General features: G+C 73.6%; 13 protein-coding genes. 5 read left to right on the forward strand and 8 right to left on the reverse strand.

The genetic code is table 11. From position 1 onward, the window contains the following. Positions 1–101: 101 nt before the first annotated feature. The gene (locus ACIBEA_RS18005) at positions 102–3,098 is read left to right on the forward strand and encodes a hypothetical protein (protein WP_399261903.1); all 2,997 of its coding nucleotides are present in this window, start codon (positions 102–104) and stop codon (positions 3,096–3,098) included. Here ACIBEA_RS18005 and ACIBEA_RS18010 read toward each other — a convergent pair. Continuing rightward, positions 3,037–3,897 carry an AraC family transcriptional regulator gene (locus ACIBEA_RS18010; protein WP_399261905.1) on the reverse strand — a complete coding sequence of 287 codons (861 nt, stop codon included), beginning with the start codon at positions 3,895–3,897 and terminating at the stop codon, positions 3,037–3,039. The two genes, ACIBEA_RS18005 and ACIBEA_RS18010, sit on opposite strands and share 62 nt — an antisense overlap. Positions 3,898–3,976: 79 nt before the next feature. Here ACIBEA_RS18010 and ACIBEA_RS18015 point away from each other — a divergent pair, with 79 nt between their 5' ends. From ACIBEA_RS18015 to ACIBEA_RS18030, 4 genes are all read left to right on the forward strand, one after another. Further along, entirely contained in the window at positions 3,977–8,590 is a 4,614-nt protein-coding gene (locus ACIBEA_RS18015) for a DEAD/DEAH box helicase (RefSeq protein ID WP_399261907.1), read from the forward strand. 122 nt (positions 8,591–8,712) lie between these two features. After that, positions 8,713–9,396 (forward strand): hypothetical protein, encoded by a 684-nt coding sequence (locus tag ACIBEA_RS18020; RefSeq protein ID WP_399261909.1) that lies wholly within the window; start codon positions 8,713–8,715, stop codon positions 9,394–9,396. 41 nt (positions 9,397–9,437) lie between these two features. Continuing rightward, entirely contained in the window at positions 9,438–10,229 is a 792-nt protein-coding gene (locus ACIBEA_RS18025) for an Fpg/Nei family DNA glycosylase (RefSeq protein ID WP_399261911.1), read from the forward strand. 36 nt (positions 10,230–10,265) lie between these two features. Beyond that, on the forward strand, positions 10,266–11,063 hold the full coding sequence (locus tag ACIBEA_RS18030; protein WP_399261913.1) for an SDR family NAD(P)-dependent oxidoreductase: 798 nt from the start codon (positions 10,266–10,268) through the stop codon (positions 11,061–11,063). On the opposite strand, the gene ACIBEA_RS18035 is transcribed toward ACIBEA_RS18030, so the two are convergent. The 7 genes from ACIBEA_RS18035 to ACIBEA_RS18065 form a co-directional block, all read right to left on the reverse strand. Continuing rightward, complete coding sequence (locus tag ACIBEA_RS18035) at positions 11,011–11,259, reverse strand: hypothetical protein (RefSeq protein WP_399261915.1); 249 nt, start codon at positions 11,257–11,259, stop codon at positions 11,011–11,013. The genes ACIBEA_RS18030 and ACIBEA_RS18035 overlap by 53 nt on opposite strands. A 167-nt stretch (positions 11,260–11,426) precedes the next feature. After that, positions 11,427–11,807 (reverse strand): helix-turn-helix domain-containing protein, encoded by a 381-nt coding sequence (locus ACIBEA_RS18040; protein ID WP_399261917.1) that lies wholly within the window; start codon positions 11,805–11,807, stop codon positions 11,427–11,429. 109 nt (positions 11,808–11,916) lie between these two features. Continuing rightward, on the reverse strand, positions 11,917–12,402 hold the full coding sequence (locus tag ACIBEA_RS18045) for a CinA family protein (protein ID WP_399261971.1): 486 nt from the start codon (positions 12,400–12,402) through the stop codon (positions 11,917–11,919). An 80-nt stretch (positions 12,403–12,482) separates the two neighbouring features. Next, on the reverse strand, positions 12,483–13,139 hold the full coding sequence (gene pgsA / locus ACIBEA_RS18050) for a CDP-diacylglycerol--glycerol-3-phosphate 3-phosphatidyltransferase (protein WP_399261919.1): 657 nt from the start codon (positions 13,137–13,139) through the stop codon (positions 12,483–12,485). Further along, entirely contained in the window at positions 13,136–14,650 is a 1,515-nt protein-coding gene (gene rimO / locus ACIBEA_RS18055; protein WP_399261921.1) for a 30S ribosomal protein S12 methylthiotransferase RimO, read from the reverse strand. The genes pgsA and rimO overlap by 4 nt, the downstream gene beginning before the upstream one ends. Before the next feature lie 125 nt (positions 14,651–14,775). Next, positions 14,776–15,666 (reverse strand): RodZ domain-containing protein, encoded by an 891-nt coding sequence (locus ACIBEA_RS18060; protein WP_399261923.1) that lies wholly within the window; start codon positions 15,664–15,666, stop codon positions 14,776–14,778. 226 nt (positions 15,667–15,892) lie between these two features. Then, entirely contained in the window at positions 15,893–18,715 is a 2,823-nt protein-coding gene (locus ACIBEA_RS18065) for a DNA translocase FtsK (protein WP_399261925.1), read from the reverse strand. Positions 18,716–18,787: the final 72 nt, after the last annotated feature.

Below are 18,787 nucleotides of genomic sequence, written 5' to 3' on the forward strand. Positions count from 1 at the left end.
ATGCGGGCGCCCACGGCCCGGTCTTGTACGTTCTTGCGGCGGCCGCCTCCGACACGGCGACACGCCACCACTCCTAGTGATCATTTCGCTACGGTGAGTATATGAAGCGTGTTCGCACCGTGCCGGTTGAACGTCCTTCGCACGCCCGTTGGGCCCCGCTCCTGAGCTTCGCCGCGCTGATCGCCGCCGGTTCCCTCTTCGCGCTGTACCACGCACGACATCCCCGGAACGTGCCCGGCGAGATCGCGCTCCAGCTCGCGGGCCGCTGGAACAAGGCCTACCCCCTCGTCTGTGATCCGCAGCTGTGGTGCCCGCCGTACAAGGAGCGGCTGCAGGCGCAGTACGAGGCCCTGCGCCTCGACACGCTCCTCTTCGTTCCCGCGTACACCTTGGCCCTGCTCGCCCTCTTCGGCCTCGGCAGTTGCTTCCTCCACCGTCAGGTGTCCCGCCGGTTCGCGGTCCGGGGCCTGGGCGCCACCCTCGTCATGGCCGCGGCGGACCTCGGCGAGAACGTCTTCGAGTACCGCGCGCTGGACGGGCTGGCCGCCGGCCAGGACGGCGACCTGGCCGGGGCGGCGATGTTCTCCCTGCTGAAGTGGTCGCTCGTCCTCCCCCTCGCCGGCGCCGCCGGGTGGATCGGGCTCACCCTCTTCGCGCGCGTCGTCCTCATGCGGGTCCGGGTCGCCAACGCCCCGCCGTGCGACAAGCCGGCCCGGGTCCAGGAGGCCCACCGGCTCGCCGACGGTTCCGAGCGGTGGGCCGACCCGGACGTCATCGCGGCCCCGGTGGCCCCGCACGCGACCACGGCGGTGCGCGACTGGGCCGGCTCCGCAGCGGCCGCCGCCCCGCGGGACAGCGCGCTCGCCCGCTGGCGCACCCGCGCCTACCAGCCGCCCGGCCGGGAGCCGGCGGCCGTCGGCATCTGCGTGTCCGGCGGCGGGATCCGTTCCGCGGCGGTCACCCTGGGCGCCCTCCAGGCGCTGCGCGAGGGCGGGGTACTGGGTCGGGCCCGCTACCTGGTCTCGGTGTCCGGCGGCGGGTACACGGCGGGGGCGTTCCAGCTGGCCCTGATGCCCCGGCCCGCGGCGCCGGGGCACCGGTCGGCCCCGCTCGCCACCGCGCAGGACGTGTTCGCGCCGGGCAGCCCCGAAGAGGACCACATCCGTCGCCACGCCAAGTACCTCGCGGACAGCCCCCGCGAGAAGCTGCTGGCCGCGGGGGTGATCCTGCGCGGCCTCGGGGTGTCACTGGGGCTGCTGGGCCTCGCGTTCGTGGTGGCCGGGGTGGTCCTGGGAGCCTTCTACGACGCGGTTCCCTTCACCGACCTGACGAAGCTGCGCCCGGCGGACGGGGCGGACTTCCCCGGCTTCGCACCGCACCCCCGGGTCCTGTACCCCGTCCTCGCACTGGTCGGCCTCTCGGCCGTCGTCTCGGCCGTGGCCTCCCTGGTCGTGGCGCACCGCGGGAGTTCCCGGCCCGCCTGGGTCCGCGCCATCACCCGCGGCCCCCTCGCCCTGGCGGCGATGGTCGTCGTCTTCGCCGTGGTGCTGCCCGCCGTGTTCTGGCTCTTCGCGTGGCTGGCGCACCGGGCGGGCGTGCCCACCGGCGGCAGCGGCATCTCGATCCTGGGCGCCCTCACGGCCGCCAGCACCGGGCTCGGCGCGTTGTACGCCGCCATGAGCAAGAAGGTGCAGGACATGAAGCCGAGCGGCGAGCCCGCGCCGCGCTCCCCGTCCGCCTCCTCGATCGTGACCCGGATCGGGGGCGGCCCGATCACCGCGGTCGTCGTCTGGCTGGTGCTGCTCCTGCTCGCCTTCTTCGGCCTCTCGCTGCTGTCCTGGTCGGCGGTCTCCGCGCACGGCTGGCCCGTGGGGTGGCGGCTCGGCCTTCCGTTCGCCCTGCTCCTGAGCGCGATCCTCATCGACCAGACCACCTTCAGCCTGCACCCCTTCTACCGGCAGCGGCTGGCCGGCGCCTTCGCCGTGCGCCGGGCGGTCCTGCGCGACGGGTCGATCGGCGCCCTGCCCTACGACTTCAACGCCGAGTCGACCCGGCTGAGCACGCACGGCAAGCGGGTCGAGGGCTTCCCCCAGGTGATCTTCGCGGCCTCGGCGGCCATGTCGCTGCGCAACCGGACCGCGCCGGGGCGGCCCGCGGTGCCCTTCACCTTCTCCCATGACTGGGTGGGCGGCCCGGACACCGGCTGGGTGCGCACGTCCACGATGGAGGAGACGGCGCACCCGCTGATCCGGCGGGACCTCACCGTGCAGTCCGCGGTGGCGGTGTCGGGCGCCGCGTTCGCCTCGGCGATGGGCACCCAGGGCAGTGCCGTCCAGCGCCTGCTCGCCCTGTCCAACCTGCGCCTGGGCACCTGGGTGCCCAACCCCTCGTACCTGGCCGAGGTCGCCCGGCACGACCTGGACTGGACGATGCCCCGGCTGCCGTGGGTGCGCCGGCTGCGCTACCAGCTCCAGGAGCTGGCCGGGCGCTACACCGACACCAGCCCGATGGTGCTGTGCACCGACGGCGGGCACTTCGACAACCTGGGCCTGGTGGAGCTGCTGCGGCTGCGCTGCGAGACCGTGTACGTGATCGACTCCTCGGGCGATCCGCCGCCGCTGGCCGTCACCCTCGCCGAGGCGGTCACCCTCGCCTACGAGGACCTGGGCGTGCGGATCACCTTCGACCAGGCGGAGGTGCTGCGGCTGGTGCCCGGCAGCGCCGTGAAGGTCGCACCGGAGGGGCCGATGGCCGGGCTCAACACCCGCTTCTCGGCGGACTGCGTCGTGCGCGGCGTCATCGAGTACCCGGAGCCGGTCCACTTCCCCGGGCGCCGCAAGCCGTCGCGGTTCGCCACGATCGTCTTCGCCAAGGCCAATCTGACCCCGGACATGCCCTACGAGCTGCTGGCGTACGCCCTCAAGGAGAAGGCGTTCCCCCGGGACAGCACCTTCGACCAGTGGTTCGATCACACCCAGTTCGACGCCTACCGCGCGCTCGGCCACCACCTCGGCGCCGAGGCCGCGAAGTTCCCGGTCAAGCGGGGCCGGTTCGGCCCCTCCGGTACGCCCCCGGTGGCACCCCCACGATCCGGGTGAAGTGCCGGTTCAGGTGCGGCTGGTCGCTGAAGCCGACCGCGAGGGCCGCTTCGGCGGGCGGCGTGCCCGCCTCCAGCAGCAGCCGGGCCCGCCGCACCCGGGCGTCCGTCAGCCAGGTGTGCGGGGGCATCCCGTACCGCTCGCGGAAGGCGCGCAGCAGGGCGAAGGGACGGGTGCCGAGCTCGTCCGCGAGCTGCTCCAGCGAGGGCGGTTCGCACATCCGCGCCTCCAGTACGTCGCGGGCCCGCTCGGCGTCGGCGGCGCCCGCGGCGACGATCCGGTGGGCCGGCAGGGGTCCCGCGTGCCGTTGCAGCATCCGCGCCACCACGCCCCGCAGCAGGGTGTCGGCGGCGAGCGGGTTGCCCTCCTCGGCGCCCCGGTGCACCTCGGCGATCATCCGTGCGGCCTGCGCGTCCATGACCATGTCCGGGGCGAAGCCGGGGGTGCCGCGCAGCACGCCGCTCTCCTCGGCCACCTGCGCTATCAGCTGCCGCGAGGGGTAGAGGGTGGCGTAGCCCCAGCCCTCGGGGACCCCGGCACGCGCTGAGTGCGGAACCTCGGGGTTGATCAGGACCACGCTGCCGGGGCCGGCCCGCACCACACCGCCGGGCAGCCCGATCTCCTCGACGCCGTGGGTGACGGCCGCGATGACGTACCCGTCGTGGGCGTGCCGCGGGAAGGTGTGGCGCACGTAGTGGGCGCGCAGCAGGTCCAGGCCGGGCAGCTCGGCGTACTGCCAGTGCCGGGCCCACTCACCGGTCCCGCGCGCCGCGCGCCCCGCACCCTCCACCGCTGCCATTCCTCCATTCTGCGCCCCCGCCCGCGGGACGTCCGCGCAGGTCCGGGCCGTTGTCGGTGGCGGGGTGCACGATGGGGGCATGGCCGGCTCCGCGCTCGACACGTTCTCCCCCGCGACCCGCTCCTGGTTCACGGGGGCCTTCCGTACGCCCACCGCCGCGCAGGAGGGTGCCTGGCGGGCCATCGGGGAGGGCTCGGACGTCCTCGTCGTGGCGCCCACCGGCTCCGGCAAGACGCTGGCCGCCTTCCTCGCGGCGCTGGACCGGTTGGCGGCCGTGGCGCCGCCCGCCGAGCCGAAGAAGCGCTGCCGGGTGTTGTACGTATCGCCGCTGAAGGCCCTCGCGGTGGACGTGGAGCGCAATCTGCGCAGCCCGCTGACCGGCATCCGGCAGGAGGCGCTGCGCCTGGGGCTGCCCGAGCCCGACATCCGGGTCGGGATCCGCTCCGGGGACACCCCGCCCGCCGAGCGCCGGGCGCTGGCGACCCGCCCCCCGGACATCCTCATCACCACCCCCGAGTCCCTCTTCCTGATGCTGACCTCGGCCGCCCGCGAGGCCCTGACCGGGATCGAGACGGTGATCCTCGACGAGGTGCACGCGGTGGCCGCGACCAAGCGCGGCGCCCACCTGGCGCTCTCCCTGGAGCGGCTCGACGAGCTGCTGCCCCGGCCGGCGCGCCGGATCGGACTGTCGGCGACGGTCCGACCGGTGGACGAGGTGGCCCGCTATCTGGCGCCGCGCGGCAAGGTGGAGATCGTCCAGCCGCCCTCCACCAAGGAGTTCGACCTGTCGGTGGTCGTCCCGGTGCAGGACATGGGCGAGTTGGGCGGCTCGCCCGCCACCGAGGGCAAGGAGGGCGGGGACAAGCCCTCCATCTGGCCGCATGTGGAGGAGCGGATCGCGGACCTGGTGCAGGCCCACCGGTCCACGATCGTCTTCGCCAACTCCCGCCGCCTCGCGGAGCGCTTGTGCAACCGGCTCAACGAGATCGCCTACGAACGTGCGATGGGCGAGCCGCTGCCCGCAGGCGCTCCCCCGGCCGAGGTCATGGCCCAGTCGGGCGCGGCGCACGGCGCCCCGCCGCTGCTCGCCCGCGCCCACCACGGTTCGGTGTCCAAGGAGCAGCGGGCCCTGGTCGAGGAGGACCTCAAGGCGGGCCGGCTGCCCGCCGTCGTCGCCACCTCCAGTCTCGAACTGGGCATCGACATGGGCGCGGTGGACCTGGTGGTGCAGGTGGAGTCGCCGCCCTCGGTGGCCTCCGGGCTGCAGCGCGTGGGCCGGGCCGGGCACCAGGTGGGCGCGGTCTCCACCGGCGTGGTGTTCCCCAAGTACCGCGGCGACCTGGTGCAGGCGGCCGTGGTCACCGAGCGGATGCGCGTCGGGGCCATCGAGTCCCTGCGCGTCCCCGCCAATCCGCTCGACGTACTGGCGCAGCAGCTGGTCGCGATGGTCTCCATGGACACCTGGCAGGTGGACGACCTGCTGGCCCTGGTGCGCCGGGCGGCGTCCTTCGCGGCCCTGCCGGAGTCGGCGTTCACCGCGGTACTGGACATGCTGGCCGGGCGCTATCCGTCGGACGCGTTCGCGGAGCTGCGACCGCGCGTGGTGTGGGACCGCGTGGCCGGTACGGTCACGGGCCGGCCGGGGGCCCAGCGCCTCGCGGTCACCTCGGGCGGCACGATCCCGGACCGCGGCCTCTTCGGCGTCTTCCTGGTGGGCTCCGACCCGAAGAAGGGCGGCGGCCGGGTCGGCGAGCTGGACGAGGAGATGGTCTACGAGTCCCGGGTGGGCGACGTCTTCACCCTGGGCACCACCTCCTGGCGGATCGAGGACATCACCCGGGACCGGGTGCTGGTGACCCCGGCGCCCGGGGTGCCCGGGCGGTTGCCGTTCTGGAAAGGCGACCAGTTGGGCCGCCCGCTGGAGCTCGGCCGCGCGGTGGGCGCGTTCGTCCGCGAGGTCGGCGCCCTGTCCGAGGCGGACGGGCGGCTGCGGCTGCTGGCCGCCGGGCTGGACGCCTGGGCCGCCGACAACGTCCTGGCGTACCTGGCCGAGCAGCGCGAGGCGTGCGGTCACGTGCCCGACGACCGGACCATCGTCGTCGAGCGGTTCCGCGACGAGCTGGGCGACTGGCGGGTGGTGGTGCACTCCCCCTTCGGCGCGCAGGTGCACGCGCCGTGGGCGCTGGCACTCGGCGCCCGCCTCGCCGAGCGCTACGGCATGGACGCGCAGGTCATGCACGCCGACGACGGGATCGTGCTGCGCCTGCCCGACGCCGACCTGCTGGGCCTGGGCGGCGAGCCGCTCGACCTGCTGGACCACGACCCGGCCCCGGCGGGCGCCGCCACCGCCTTCGAGTTCGACGACGAGAAGGCCCCGCTGGGCGCGGCCGACGTGACCTTCGACCAGGGCGAGGTCCAGGGCATCGTCACCGACCAGGTGGGCGGTTCGGCGCTGTTCGCCTCCCGGTTCCGCGAGTGCGCGGCGCGCGCGCTGCTGCTGCCGCGACGCAATCCCGGCAAGCGCACCCCGCTGTGGCAGCAGCGCCAGCGGGCCTCCCAACTGCTCCAGGTCGCCTCCGAGTTCGGTTCGTTCCCGATCGTCCTGGAGGCGGTGCGCGAGTGCCTCCAGGACGTCTTCGACGTGCCCGGCCTGACCGAGCTGATGGGGGACGTCGAAGCCCGCCGGGTCCGGCTGGTCGAGGTCACCACCGCCGAGCCGTCGCCCTTCGCCCGGTCCCTGCTGTTCGGTTACGTCGCCCAGTTCCTCTACGAGGGGGACTCGCCGCTGGCCGAGCGCAGGGCGGCCGCGCTGTCCCTGGACTCCCGGCTGCTGGCCGAGCTGCTCGGCCAGGCGGAGCTGCGCGAGCTGCTGGACCCGGAGGTCCTGGCGGAGCTGGAGCGGGAGTTGCAGTGGCTGACCGAGGACCGGCGGGCCCGGGACGCGGAGTCGGTGGCCGACCTGTTGCGGCTGCTGGGCCCGCTGACGGAGGCGGAGCTCGCCGAGCGGGGCGCCGACCCGGCCTGGGCGCGGTCCCTGGAGCGGGCGCGCCGGGTGATCGGGGTGCGGATCGGCGGCGCGGAGCACTGGGCCTCGATCGAGGACGCCGGGCGGCTGCGCGACGCCCTGGGGACCGCCCTGCCGGTCGGGGTGCCCGAGGCGTTCACCGAGCCGGTCAAGGACCCGCTCGGCGACCTCCTGGCGCGGTACGCCCGTACGCACGGCCCGTTCACCACGGCGGCGGTCGCCGCCCGCTTCGGCCTGGGCACGGCCACGGCCGACGGCGCCCTGCACCGGCTCGCCGCGGCGGGCCGGGTGGTGCAGGGCGAGTTCCATCCGGCGGGCATCGGCCAGGAGTGGTGTGACGCGACCGTGCTGCGCAGGCTGCGCCGCCGGTCCCTGGCGGCGCTGCGCCAGGAGCTGGAGCCGGTCCCGCCGACCTCCTTGGCCACCTTCCTGCCCCAGTGGCAGCACCTGGGCGGCGCGCTGCGCGGCATCGACGGGCTGGCCCGGGCGGTGGAGCAGCTCCAGGGCGCTCCGGTCCCGGCGTCGGCGCTGGAGCGGCTGATCCTGCCGTCGCGGGTCAGCGGCTTCTCCCCGGCGCTGCTGGACGAGCTGACCACCAGCGGCGAGGTGGTCTGGGCGGGCGCCGGAGCGCTGCCCGGCAAGGACGGCTGGGTCTCCCTCTACCTCGCGGACGCGGCCCCGCTGCTGCTCCCGCCACCGCATCCGCTGGAGCCCTCTCCCCTGCACCAGGGCGTCCTGGACGCCCTGTCCGGCGGGTACGGCCTGTTCTTCCGGCAGATCGCCGAGACGGTGCGCGGGCGGCACCCCGAGGCGAGCGACGTACAGCTCTCCCAGGCGCTGTGGGACCTGGCCTGGTCGGGGCGGCTGACCAACGACACCCTGGCGCCGCTGCGCGCCCTGCTGGGCTCGGGCCGGACGGCGGGCGCGACGGCCCACCGGGCCCGGCGGACCGTGCCGCGCGGGCGCTACGGCACGCTCGGCGCCCAGGTCTCGCGGACCGGTCCGCCGACCGTCTCGGGGCGGTGGTCCCTGCTGCCCGCCCGGGCGGCCGATCCGACCCACCGGGCGCACGCCCTGGCCCGGACCCTGCTGGACCGGCACGGGGTGGTGACCCGGGGCGCGGTCGCGGCCGAGGGGGTGGAGGGCGGCTTCAGCGCGGTCTACCGGATCCTGTCGGCCTTCGAGGACAGCGGGCAGGCCCGCCGCGGCTACGTGGTGGAGGGGCTGGGGGCGGCGCAGTTCGCGATGGACGGCGCGGTGGACCGGCTGCGGGCCGCCGAGCGGCACCCGGCCCCCCTGGCGGCGGTGGTGCTGGCGGCGGCCGATCCGGCCTCCGCCTACGGCGCGGCCCTGTCATGGCCCGAGCCGCCGGCCGGATCCGCGCACAAGCCCGGGCGCAAGGCGGGCTCGCTGGTGGTGCTGGTCGACGGGGAGCTGACGCTCTACCTGGAGCGCGGCGGCAAGACCCTGTTGGCCTGGCCCGAGGTGGACGACCCCCGGCTGACGGCGGCGACGGCGGCCTTGGCCGCCGGCTGCCGGTCGGGGACGCTGCCCGCGCTGACGGTGGAGCGCATCAACGCCTCCCCGGCACTGACCTCGCCGTGGGGCCCGGGCCTGGAGGCCGCGGGCTTCCACGCCACGCCGAGGGGGCTGCGGCTGCGCCCGTGAGGCTGGTACCGGCTTGAGACGTTCCTGGGACAGACCCGGCGCACTTGCGCCCCCGTGGCCGATTAGGCTGCCCGCTGATCATTGAGTTGACGGTGGACCGTCACAAACAATTGGGGGACGCAATGAACGAGTTCCGCACGCGCAGAACCACCCTGGCGGCCACGGGCCTCGCGGTCGTCGCCGTACTGGCCCTGAGCGGCTGCAAGAGCGGCAACGAGGAGACGGGCGCGGCGAAGACCGCCTCTCCCTCCGCCCAGCCGTCGCAGTCGGCGTACGCGCCCGACACGAGCGCCGCGCCCAGCTCCTCCGCCGGCGCGAGCACCGGCGCGCCCGCCGCCGGCGCCGGCGGCCCGGCGGCGAAGGCCGGCCAGCAGTTCAAGATCGGCGAGCAGGCGACGTTCCCGTTCGCCTCCGGCAGCACCAAGGGCACCATCGCCCTCTCCGTCACGGCCATCGAGAAGGGCCAGCCGGACGACCTCGCCCCCTTCAAGCTGGGCGACAAGGCGAAGGGGAAGGTTCCCTACTACATCCGCTACCAGGTCAAGAACGTGGGCGCCACGGACCTGTCCTTCGCCTCGGTCGGCCACGTCAAGGGCCACCTCGGGGACGGCAGCGAGGCCCAGGACCTGCTGGTCATCGGCAAGTTCGAGAAGTGCCCCAACGACTCCCTGCCCAAGGGGTTCACCAACGGGCAGGTCACCACGGGCTGCGCCGTCGCGCTGGCCCCCTCCGCCGAGACCAAGGTCGCTTCGGCCGAGTACTGGGGCGACCCCTTCACCCTGGGCAAGGGCCTCACCTGGAAGTAGTCCGTCCGGCGCGCCTTCGGGCCCGGGGCCACAATGGCCCCATGCCCGAAGGCGACAGCATCCGGCGCGCGGCCACCCGCCTGCACGAAGCCCTGGCCGGCCGCGAACTGGTCCGCAGCGACCTGCGCGTCCCGCGGCTGGCCACCGCCGACCTCACCGGTCGCACCACCCTCGACGTCACGCCCCGCGGCAAGCACCTGTTGCACCGCGTGGAGGGCGGCCTGACCCTGCACAGCCACCTGCGGATGGACGGGTCCTGGCGGGTGTTCGGGCCCGCGGAGCCCTGGCGCGGCGGCCCCGACCACCAGATCCGGGCCGTCCTCGCCACCGCGGACCGCACCGCCGTCGGGTACCGCCTCCCGGTGCTGGAGCTGCTCCGCACCGCCGACGAGCACCGCGTCGTCGGCCACCTCGGGCCCGACCTGCTGGGCCCGGACTGGGACCCGGAGCGCGCCGCCCGCAACCTGCTCTCCGACCCGGCCCGGCCGCTGGGCGAGGCCCTGCTCGACCAGCGCAACCTCGCCGGGATCGGCAACATCTACAAGGCCGAGCTGTGCTTCCTGGCCCAGGTGACCCCCTGGACCCCGGTCGGCGACCTGCCCGAGCCGGAGCGCACCCTGCCCCGACTGGCCGGCGCCGCGCACCGCCTGCTGGACGCCAACAAGGACCGGCCCCGCAACACCACCGGGAGCCCCCGGCGCGGCCAGGAGCTCTTCGTGTACGGCCGCGCCCACCGCCCCTGCCTGCGCTGCGGCACCCCGGTCCGCGAAGCCCCGCAGGACGACCGGCCCACCTACTGGTGCCCGCGCTGCCAATCCGGCCCCGTACGGTAGTTGACGCTCCGTCAGATACAGTCGTACGGTCCCGGCATGCCCTCACCCCGCGCCCTACCCGCCCCCGCCTCCCTGGCCGCCTACGACCTCACGGGCCGCAGCGCCCTGATCACCGGAGCGGCCAGCGGTATCGGCCGCGCCACCGCCGTGCTCCTCGCCGGGGCGGGCGCGACCGTACGCTGCGCGGACCGCGACGCGGCGGGCCTCGCCGAGACGGCCGATCTGGTCGCCGGGGTCGGGGGCCCGGCCGCCAGCGTCCATGTCCTCGACGTCACCGACCGCGCGGCCCTGCGGGCCGTGGCGGAGGCAGGGGGGCCGCCGGACATCACGGCCGCGGTCGCCGGGATCATGCACACGAGCACCGTGCTGGAGACCCTGGACGAGGACCTCGACCGGGTGATGGACGTGAACTTCAAGGGGATCCTGTACACCTGCCAGGAATCGGCCCGCGCCCTGATCGCGGCCGGCCGCCCCGGCTCGATCGTCACCATGGCCTCCGGCGCCATGGACGCCGCCCAGCCCGGCCTGCTCTGCTACAGCGCGGCCAAGGCCGCCGTCGTGCAGCTCACCAAAACCCTGGCGACCGAGGCGGGCCCGCACGGCATCCGGGTCAATGCGGTCGCGCCCGGGTGGGTGCGCACCCCGATGACCGGCCGCCACAGCGCCGAGGTGCAGGAGCAGACCCGGGCGGCGATGATCCGGATGTCCCCGCTGCGCCGGGTCGGCGAGCCCGAGGACATCGCGCAGACGGTGCTCTTCCTCGCCTCGGACGCCTCGTCGTTCATGACGGGTCAGATCCTGCGCCCGAACGGTGGCGTCGCGATGCCCTGGTAGCGGCCCCGTAGCGGGTGCAGTGCACCGGCAGCAGCCCGAGCCCCCAGCCGCCCACGGCCACCGCTCCCTCGACCGGCCCGGCGGTCGAGGGCGCCAGCGCGAGCCGGAGCACCGCCCACCACCACAGCAGGCCCACGGCCAGGGCCAGGGGTATGGCTACGGGTATGGGTACGCGCAGGTTCCGTAACCGCCGCACGGCAGCCTCCCAGGGCCGGGATGGACTCGACCATCCTCGCGCACCCCCCGCGAGAGCGCACCCAGAAGCGGGCCGCGCACGGCCTCGCGACGGTCCGGAACGACCGGGAGCCCCGGCCGGCGCTCCACACGCCGACCGGGGCTCCGGTCACACTCACGCTCTTGAGATCAAGCGGCGACGACATTCACCGCTTCCACGGGCGACTTGATGGTCACCCGCTCCGGCGGGCCACCCGTGACCGAGGCCACGGAGACCGAATTGAGCATCGGGCGCACCGGTGCCGGGACCGGTTCGCTCGCGGCCGACTGCGCGAGTTCGGCGAGCGACAGCTCGTCGCTCACTTCGCGCATCAGCTCGGACATCCGTACGTCCAACGCGTCGCAGATCGCGGAGAGCAGCTCGGAGGATGCCTCCTTCTGCCCCCGCTCCACCTCGGAGAGATAGCCGAGCGAAACTCGGGCGGACGAGGAGACTTCGCGCAGAGTACGGCCCTGGCGCTGGCGCTGCCGACGCAGCACGTCACCCAGCAGGCGACGGAGCAGAATCATCGGTGGCTCCCTCCTCTGACCGTGTAGCCGTAACCTTCACGCCCCACCGTACCGCCTCGCGCGGCGGCCGTGCGGGGAGCGATGTCGTGTTCACTCAGGGCTGCAAACATCAAATCCCCCCGTTCCGTTCCGTGTCCTGCCTTCGCAGATTCTCGCGGAGTTCGCTCGAGAGAAGTTCGAGCACTGTCCGTACACTCTCCCTACGGATTTCCGCGCGCGAGCCGTTCAACCGCAGCCGGACCGATTTCCTGCCCGCAGGTCCCGCGACGGCGATGAAAACCGTCCCCACGGGCTGCCCGTCCTGCGGCTCCGGACCGGCCACCCCGGTGGTCGAAACGCCCCACGAAGCATCCAGCACGCGTCGCACTCCGGCCGCCATCTCCTCTGCGACCTCCGCGTTCACCGCTCCGTGCGCCTCCAGCAGCTCGGCGTCGACGCCGAGCACCCGCTGCTTGACCTCCGTCGCGTACGCCGTCACCGAGCCGCGGAAGGACCGTGAGGCCCCGGGAACCGACGTCAGCTCGGCGGCGACCAGTCCGCCCGTGAGGGACTCCGCGACGGCGACCGTCTGGTCACTCTCCGCGAGCACGTCCAGGACGTAGGCGGCCGCCTCGGCGGCCCCGGTGGCCGCAGCGCGGCCCTCGGGTGACCGTTCGGACTCCGCCGTCCCGTGCGTCACCTCGCGGCCCGCTCCGCGGCGATGCCCGCCCGGCGCAGCACGACGGCCTGACGGATGTAGTCCAAACCCGTGACGACTGTGAGAAGTACGGCGACCGCCATGACCCAGAACCGGAGGGTCGCCAGCGGTCCGGTCAGCGCCAACACGTACATGCCGATCGCCGTGCCCTGGGCGAGGGTCTTCATCTTCCCGCCCCGGCTCGCCGGGATCACCCCGTAGCGGATCACCCAGAACCGCAGGAGCGTGATCCCCAGCTCCCGGCCCAGGATCACCCCGGTGACCCACCAGGGCAGGTCACCGAGCCAGGACAGACACACCAAAGCCGACCCCATGATCGCCTTGTCGGCGATGGGGTCGGCGATCTTCCCGAAGTCGGTGACCAGGTCGTAGGTCCGGGCCAGGTGTCCGTCGAAGATGTCGGTGATCATGGCGACGGCGAACGCGGCCCACGCGAGCGCCCGCCAGACGGGGTCATAGCCCCCGTCGGCGAGCAGCAGCAGGACGAATCCCGGCACGAGCACGAGCCGGATCATCGTCAGGATGTTGGCGATGTTCCACAAGCTGGCCTGGTTGACGGCCGCGGCCCCCAGCTTCGCGCCGGGCGCGGGCCGACGGCCTGTCCCGCCCGCCGCGGGTGCGGGGACACCGGTCATCCGGCCGCCTCCTCAAGATCCCCGAAGTCGGCGCCCAGGGCCTCGGCCACCAGGTCCACACCCAGCGTGCCGACCACCTTCGCCGTGACGATGCGCCCGGGGACCAGGCCCGCGCCGTCCGTGAAGACGACCTGGCCGTCGGTCTCGGGCGCCTGGTGCGCGGCGCGCCCGTAAGCGCCCGCGGCGTCCTCGTCGTCGTCCCCGCCATCGACCGCGACGACGGTCTCGACGAGTACCTCCAGGGTCTCCCCGATCCGCTCCTCCGCGCGCTGCGAGGTCAGCTCCTCGGCGAGCCGCTGCATGTGCGCGAGCCGCTCGGCGATGGTGTCCTCGTCCAGCTTGTTCTCGTAGGTGACGGCCTCGGTGCCGTCCTCGTCCGAGTAGCCGAAGATACCGATGGCGTCGAGGCGGGCGTGGGTGAGGAAACGCTCCAGCTCGGCGAAGTCCGATTCCTTCTCGCCGGGGAAGCCGACGATGAAGTTGGACCGCACGCCGGCCGTCGGGGCCTTGCTGCGGATGGTGTCGAGCAGTTCCAGGAACCGGTCGGTGTCACCGAAGCGGCGCATGGAGCGCAGCACGTCCGGGGCGGAGTGCTGGAAGGACAGGTCGAAGTACGGCACGACCTTGGGGGTCGAGGTCAGTACGTCGATCAGGCCGGGCCGCATCTCGGCGGGCTGGAGGTAGCTCACGCGGACGCGCTCGATGCCGTCCACCTCGGCCAGCTCGGGCAGCAGGGTCTCCAGCAGGCGGATGTCGCCCAGGTCCTTGCCGTACGAGGTGTTGTTCTCGGAGACCAGCATGATCTCCTTGACGCCCTGCTCCGCGAGCCAGCGCGTCTCGCCCAGCACGTCGCTGGGACGGCGCGAGATGAAGGAGCCGCGGAAGGAAGGGATGGCGCAGAAGGAGCAGCGCCGGTCGCAGCCGGACGCGAGCTTGACGGAGGCGACGGGGCTGTTGCCCAGGCGGCGGCGCAGGGGCGCGCGCGGCCCGGAGGCGGGCGCCAGGCCGTCGGGCAGGTCCGAGGGCGCCTCGGCGACCGGCTCCTGCGCGTGGCCGGGCAGGGCGACCTCGGCCTCCTGGCGGGCGGCCGGGCTGATCGGCAGCAGCTTGCGACGGTCGCGCGGGGTGTGGGAGGCGTGGACGCCACCGTTGAGGATGGTCTGGAGGCGGTCGGAGATGTCGGCGTAGTCGTCGAAACCGAGGACTCCGTCGGCTTCCGGGAGCGCTTCGGCGAGTTCCTTGCCGTAGCGCTCGGCCATGCAGCCGACGGCGACGACGGCCTGGGTCTTGCCGTGATCCTTGAGATCGTTGGCTTCCAGCAGGGCGTCTACGGAGTCCTTCTTGGCGGCTTCGACGAAGCCACAGGTGTTGACGACGGCTACGTCCGCATCGGCGGCGTCCTCGACGAGCTCCCAGCCATCCGCCGCCAAGCGGCCTGCGAGCTCCTCCGAGTCCACCTCGTTACGGGCGCAGCCAAGAGTGACAAGGGCGACGGTACGGCGTTCGGGCATGGACTCAAGACTACTTTGTCTCGGCACCGGCCCCCGCCCCCGTCCGCCGCACCGCCCCGGACGGCAGGAACCCCGGGGCGCGAGGACACGCCCCGGGGTCCGCCGGGAGGGGGTGAAACGGCCGGTCAGCCCGCCTGGGCGGGGCCCTGGCGCTGATCGTCCTTGGTGTAGGTGAGGCGCTCGACCTGCCCCGACTCGAAGGCGCCCTTGATCTCCTTGCCGTTCACGAACAGCTGGACGGCCCCGGCGTCGCCGAGCACGAGATCGATGGACTGCTTGTCGGTGAAGGTCTTGGTGTCACCCGGCTGGAGGGTTCCGTCGAAGAGCAGGCGACCACTGTGGTCCTTCGCGGAGATCCAGCTCTCGCCGGTGCTGGCCGTCAGGACGACCGTGACCAGGTCCTTCGGGGCGGCCGCGATGGCGCTGTCCGAGGGCTCGGGCTTGGGTGCCTGCGGGGTCTGCTGGGGCGCGGCCGGTTTGGCCGGCTTGGCGCCGGGCTGCTTGGGTGCGGGCTGCGGGGAGGCGGAACCTTCCGCCACCGGCCGCTTGGTGTCGTCGTCGCCGCCCTTGAGGGCGGTGAAGCCGACGAATCCGATCACGGCGACGATCGCCGCGACCATGGCGGCGGTCCAGTTGGGCCGCTGCCGCTCGGGACGGATCCGTTCGGCCTCGAACATCGGGGCGGCGGGGGTCGGCGCCGGGCGACCCCCGTGGGCGGCGTCGTAGCTCTCGACCAAGGGTTCGGGATCGAGGTGCACGGCGCGGGCGAGGGTACGGATGTGGCCGCGGGCGTAGACGTCGCCGCCGCAGCGCGTGAAGTCGTCCTGCTCGATCGCGTGCACGATCGGGATGCGCACGCGGGTGGTGGAACTGACCTCGTCGACGGTGAGCCCGGCGGCGATCCGGGCCTGCTGGAGGGCCGTCCCGATGGACGGACCGGCGGCGGGCCGCTCGACGATCACGTCGTCGGTCGAAGGCCGGTCATCTTCGGGGGACTTGGAGTTGCCGATGGACACGGGGGCGCCTTTCGAGCGTGTAGCCACCTGCTGGATGTCCAGTCTAGGGGGGTGACGAAAGGGTGGAGCAACCGGAGGGTGACCTCCGTACGCCATCCGAATGGCATCGGTGCTCCCGTGCCGCGTCCGTGCGGATCCACGGCCCGGAGGCGCGCGGCGCCACCCCTTTCCTCAACTTGACGAGCGACCAAGGGAAACGGTTGCTCCAGGATTCTTTACGACCGGGTCACGGTCCGGTCTCGCCCCGGATGACCGCGAGGACCCCGTCCAACTCGTCCGCTTTGAGCATCACGTCGCGCGCCTTGGAGCCCTCGCTGGGCCCGACGATGCCGCGCGATTCCATGAGGTCCATCAACCGCCCGGCCTTGGCGAAGCCGACCCGGAGCTTGCGCTGGAGCATCGAGGTGGAGCCGAACTGCGTGGTGACGACCAGTTCGGCGGCCTGGCACAGCAGGTCGAGGTCGTCGCCGATCTCCTCGTCGATCTCCTTCTTCTGCTTCTGCCCGACCGTGACGTCCTCCCGGAAGACGGGCGCCATCTGGTCCTTGCAGTGCTGGACGATCCCCTGGATCTCCTCCTCGGTGACGAAGGCGCCCTGGAGCCGGGTGGGCTTGTTCGCCCCCATCGGCAGGAACAGTCCGTCACCCTTTCCGATGAGCTTCTCGGCACCGGGCTGATCGAGGATGACCCGGCTGTCCGCGAGCGAGGAGGTCGCGAAGGCGAGCCGCGAGGGCACGTTCGCCTTGATCAGGCCGGTCACCACGTCCACCGACGGGCGCTGGGTCGCCAGCACCAGGTGGATACCGGCCGCGCGGGCCAGCTGGGTGATGCGGACGATCGAGTCCTCCACGTCGCGCGGGGCGACCATCATCAGGTCGGCGAGCTCGTCGACGATCACCAGCAGGTACGGGTAGGGGCTCAGCTCCCGCTCGCTGCCCGGCGGCAGTTTGATCTTGCCGTCGCGAATGGCCTTGTTGAAGTCGTCGATGTGCCGGTAGCCGAAGGCGGCCAGGTCGTCGTAGCGCAGGTCCATCTCGCGCACGACCCACTGGAGGGCCTCGGCGGCCCGCTTCGGGTTGGTGATGATCGGCGTGATCAGGTGCGGGATGCCCTCGTAGGCCGTCAGCTCGACCCGCTTGGGGTCGACCAGCACCATCCGGACGTCCTCGGGGGTCGCCCGCACCATCACCGAGGTGATCAGGCAGTTGATGCAGGAGGACTTTCCGGAGCCGGTGGCGCCGGCGACCAGCACGTGCGGCATCTTCGCGAGGTTGGCCATGACGTAGCCGCCCTCGACGTCCTTGCCGAGCGCGACGAGCATCGGGTGGTCGTCCTCCGCCGCGTCCGCCAGGCGCAGGACGTCGCCGAGGTTGACCATCTCGCGGTCGGTGTTCGGGATCTCGATGCCGACCGCCGACTTGCCCGGGATCGGGCTGATGATCCGCACGTCGGGCGAGGCCACGGCGTAGGCGATGTTCTTGGCCAGCGCCGTGATCCGCTCGACCTTGACCGCCGGGCCCAGCTCCACCTCGTAGCGGGTCACCGTCGGCCCCCGGGTGAAGCCGGTGACCTTCGCGTCGACCTTGAACTCCATGAAGACGTTGCTCAGCGAGGCGACCACCGCGTCGTTCGCGGCGCTGCGGGTCTTGCCGGGGCCACCGCGCTCCAGCAGGTCGAGCGAGGGCAGCGAGTACGTGATGTCCCCGCGCAGCTGGAGCTGCTCGGCGCGCGGCGGCAGCGCCTGGGTCTGCGGCGGCGTCTTGGTCAGATCGGGCACGCCGACCGGGCCGGCCGCCACCGGGACCGGCGGGGCGGCAGGGGCGGGCGGGGCCGCGGGGGCGGGCGGGAGCGACGAGGTGGTCGGGCTGGACGGGGCCGCCGGCGCCGCGGCCCGCCGCTCGCCGCGCTCCTCCCGCGCGGTCGGCACCGGCGCGGTGACCTCGGCGCCCTCCTGCGCGGGCGTGACCCCGTGGGTCAGGTCGGCGACCAGCGGGGAGGGCGGCATGCCGCCGTACACCGCCCCGTCCAGGGCCGCCGCCGCGGCTGCGGCGACGTCCACCGCGTCCATCTCGCGGTCCATGGCGGGGCGTCCCGGCGCGCGCCGTGGCCGGCGCCGCCGGGCGGCGAGCGCCTCCTCCTCCGCCGAGCCCGCGGGGGTGGCCGGGTCCGGTGCGGCGGCGCCCTGCCCGTTGGCCCGCCAGCGCTCGGGGTCGTGGCGCTCGCCCTCCTGCTCGGCGTACGCCCGGTCGTACTCGTTGGGCGCGATCACGCCGAGCCGGATCCCCAGTCGGCGCAACCGCTGCGGGATGGCGTTGACGGGGGTGGCGGTGACCACCAGCAGCCCGAAGACGGTGAGCAGCACCAGCAGCGGCACCGCCAGCGGAGCGCCCATGGTGAAGATCAGCGGCTTGGAGGCGCCCCAGCCGATCAGGCCGCCCGCGTTCTGCATGGCGGTGGTGCCCTCGTCCCGGCCGGGCGCTCCGCAGGCGATGTGGACCAGGCCGAGGACGCCGATGACCAGGGCGGTCAGCCCGATGCCGATCCGGCCGTTGGCGTCGCTCTGCTCGGGGTGGCGGATGAAGCGCACCGCCATGACCCCGAGCAGGATCGGCACCAGCAGGTCGAGCCGCCCGAAGGCACCGGTGATCAGCATCGTGACCAGATCCCCGACGGGACCGCTCAGGTTCGACCAGGTTCCGGCGGCGACGATCAGCGCGAGGGCGAGCAGGAGCAGCCCGACGCCGTCCTTGCGGTGGGCCGGGTCGAGGTTCTTCGCCCCGCGGCCCACGCCGCGGAAGACCGCCCCGACGGCGTGCGCGAGGCCGAGCCAGAGGGCGCGCACCAGCCGCACCACGCCCCCGGTCGGGGACGGTGCGGGTTTGGGCGCGACCTTGCGGACCGGAGCGCGCTTGGCGGCCGCGGCCTTCTTGGCCGGCGGCTTGCCCGCGGGCTGCGCAGCCTTCTTCGCCGGCGCCGTCGTACGGCCGGTGCGGGCCTTCGCGGCACCCGCGGCGCTCTGGGAACCCTTGCCGGACGTACGTGAGGCCATGGCCCCGAGGTTACCGGTGCGCGTGCCGGTGGACACGCGTGCCCACCCCTTCACCCGTTCGTGTCGGAGCTC

Source organism: Streptomyces sp. NPDC051555 (assembly GCF_044454405.1).
Lineage (GTDB): Bacteria > Actinomycetota > Actinomycetes > Streptomycetales > Streptomycetaceae > Streptomyces.

Excerpts from the sequence above, each read along its gene's own strand:
- ACIBEA_RS18040 (WP_399261917.1), bottom strand. The coding sequence starts at position 11,807 with ATGATTCTGCTCCGTCGCCTGCTGGGTGACGTGCTGCGTCGGCAGCGC.
- ACIBEA_RS18015 (WP_399261907.1), top strand. The coding sequence starts at position 3,977 with ATGGCCGGCTCCGCGCTCGACACGTTCTCCCCCGCGACCCGCTCCTGG.
- ACIBEA_RS18020 (WP_399261909.1), top strand. The coding sequence starts at position 8,713 with ATGAACGAGTTCCGCACGCGCAGAACCACCCTGGCGGCCACGGGCCTC.
- rimO (WP_399261921.1), bottom strand. The coding sequence starts at position 14,650 with ATGCCCGAACGCCGTACCGTCGCCCTTGTCACTCTTGGCTGCGCCCGT.
- ACIBEA_RS18005 (WP_399261903.1), top strand. The coding sequence starts at position 102 with ATGAAGCGTGTTCGCACCGTGCCGGTTGAACGTCCTTCGCACGCCCGT.
- ACIBEA_RS18025 (WP_399261911.1), top strand. The coding sequence starts at position 9,438 with ATGCCCGAAGGCGACAGCATCCGGCGCGCGGCCACCCGCCTGCACGAA.
- ACIBEA_RS18030 (WP_399261913.1), top strand. The coding sequence starts at position 10,266 with ATGCCCTCACCCCGCGCCCTACCCGCCCCCGCCTCCCTGGCCGCCTAC.
- pgsA (WP_399261919.1), bottom strand. The coding sequence starts at position 13,139 with ATGACCGGTGTCCCCGCACCCGCGGCGGGCGGGACAGGCCGTCGGCCC.
- ACIBEA_RS18065 (WP_399261925.1), bottom strand. The coding sequence starts at position 18,715 with ATGGCCTCACGTACGTCCGGCAAGGGTTCCCAGAGCGCCGCGGGTGCC.
- ACIBEA_RS18010 (WP_399261905.1), bottom strand. The coding sequence starts at position 3,897 with ATGGCAGCGGTGGAGGGTGCGGGGCGCGCGGCGCGCGGGACCGGTGAG.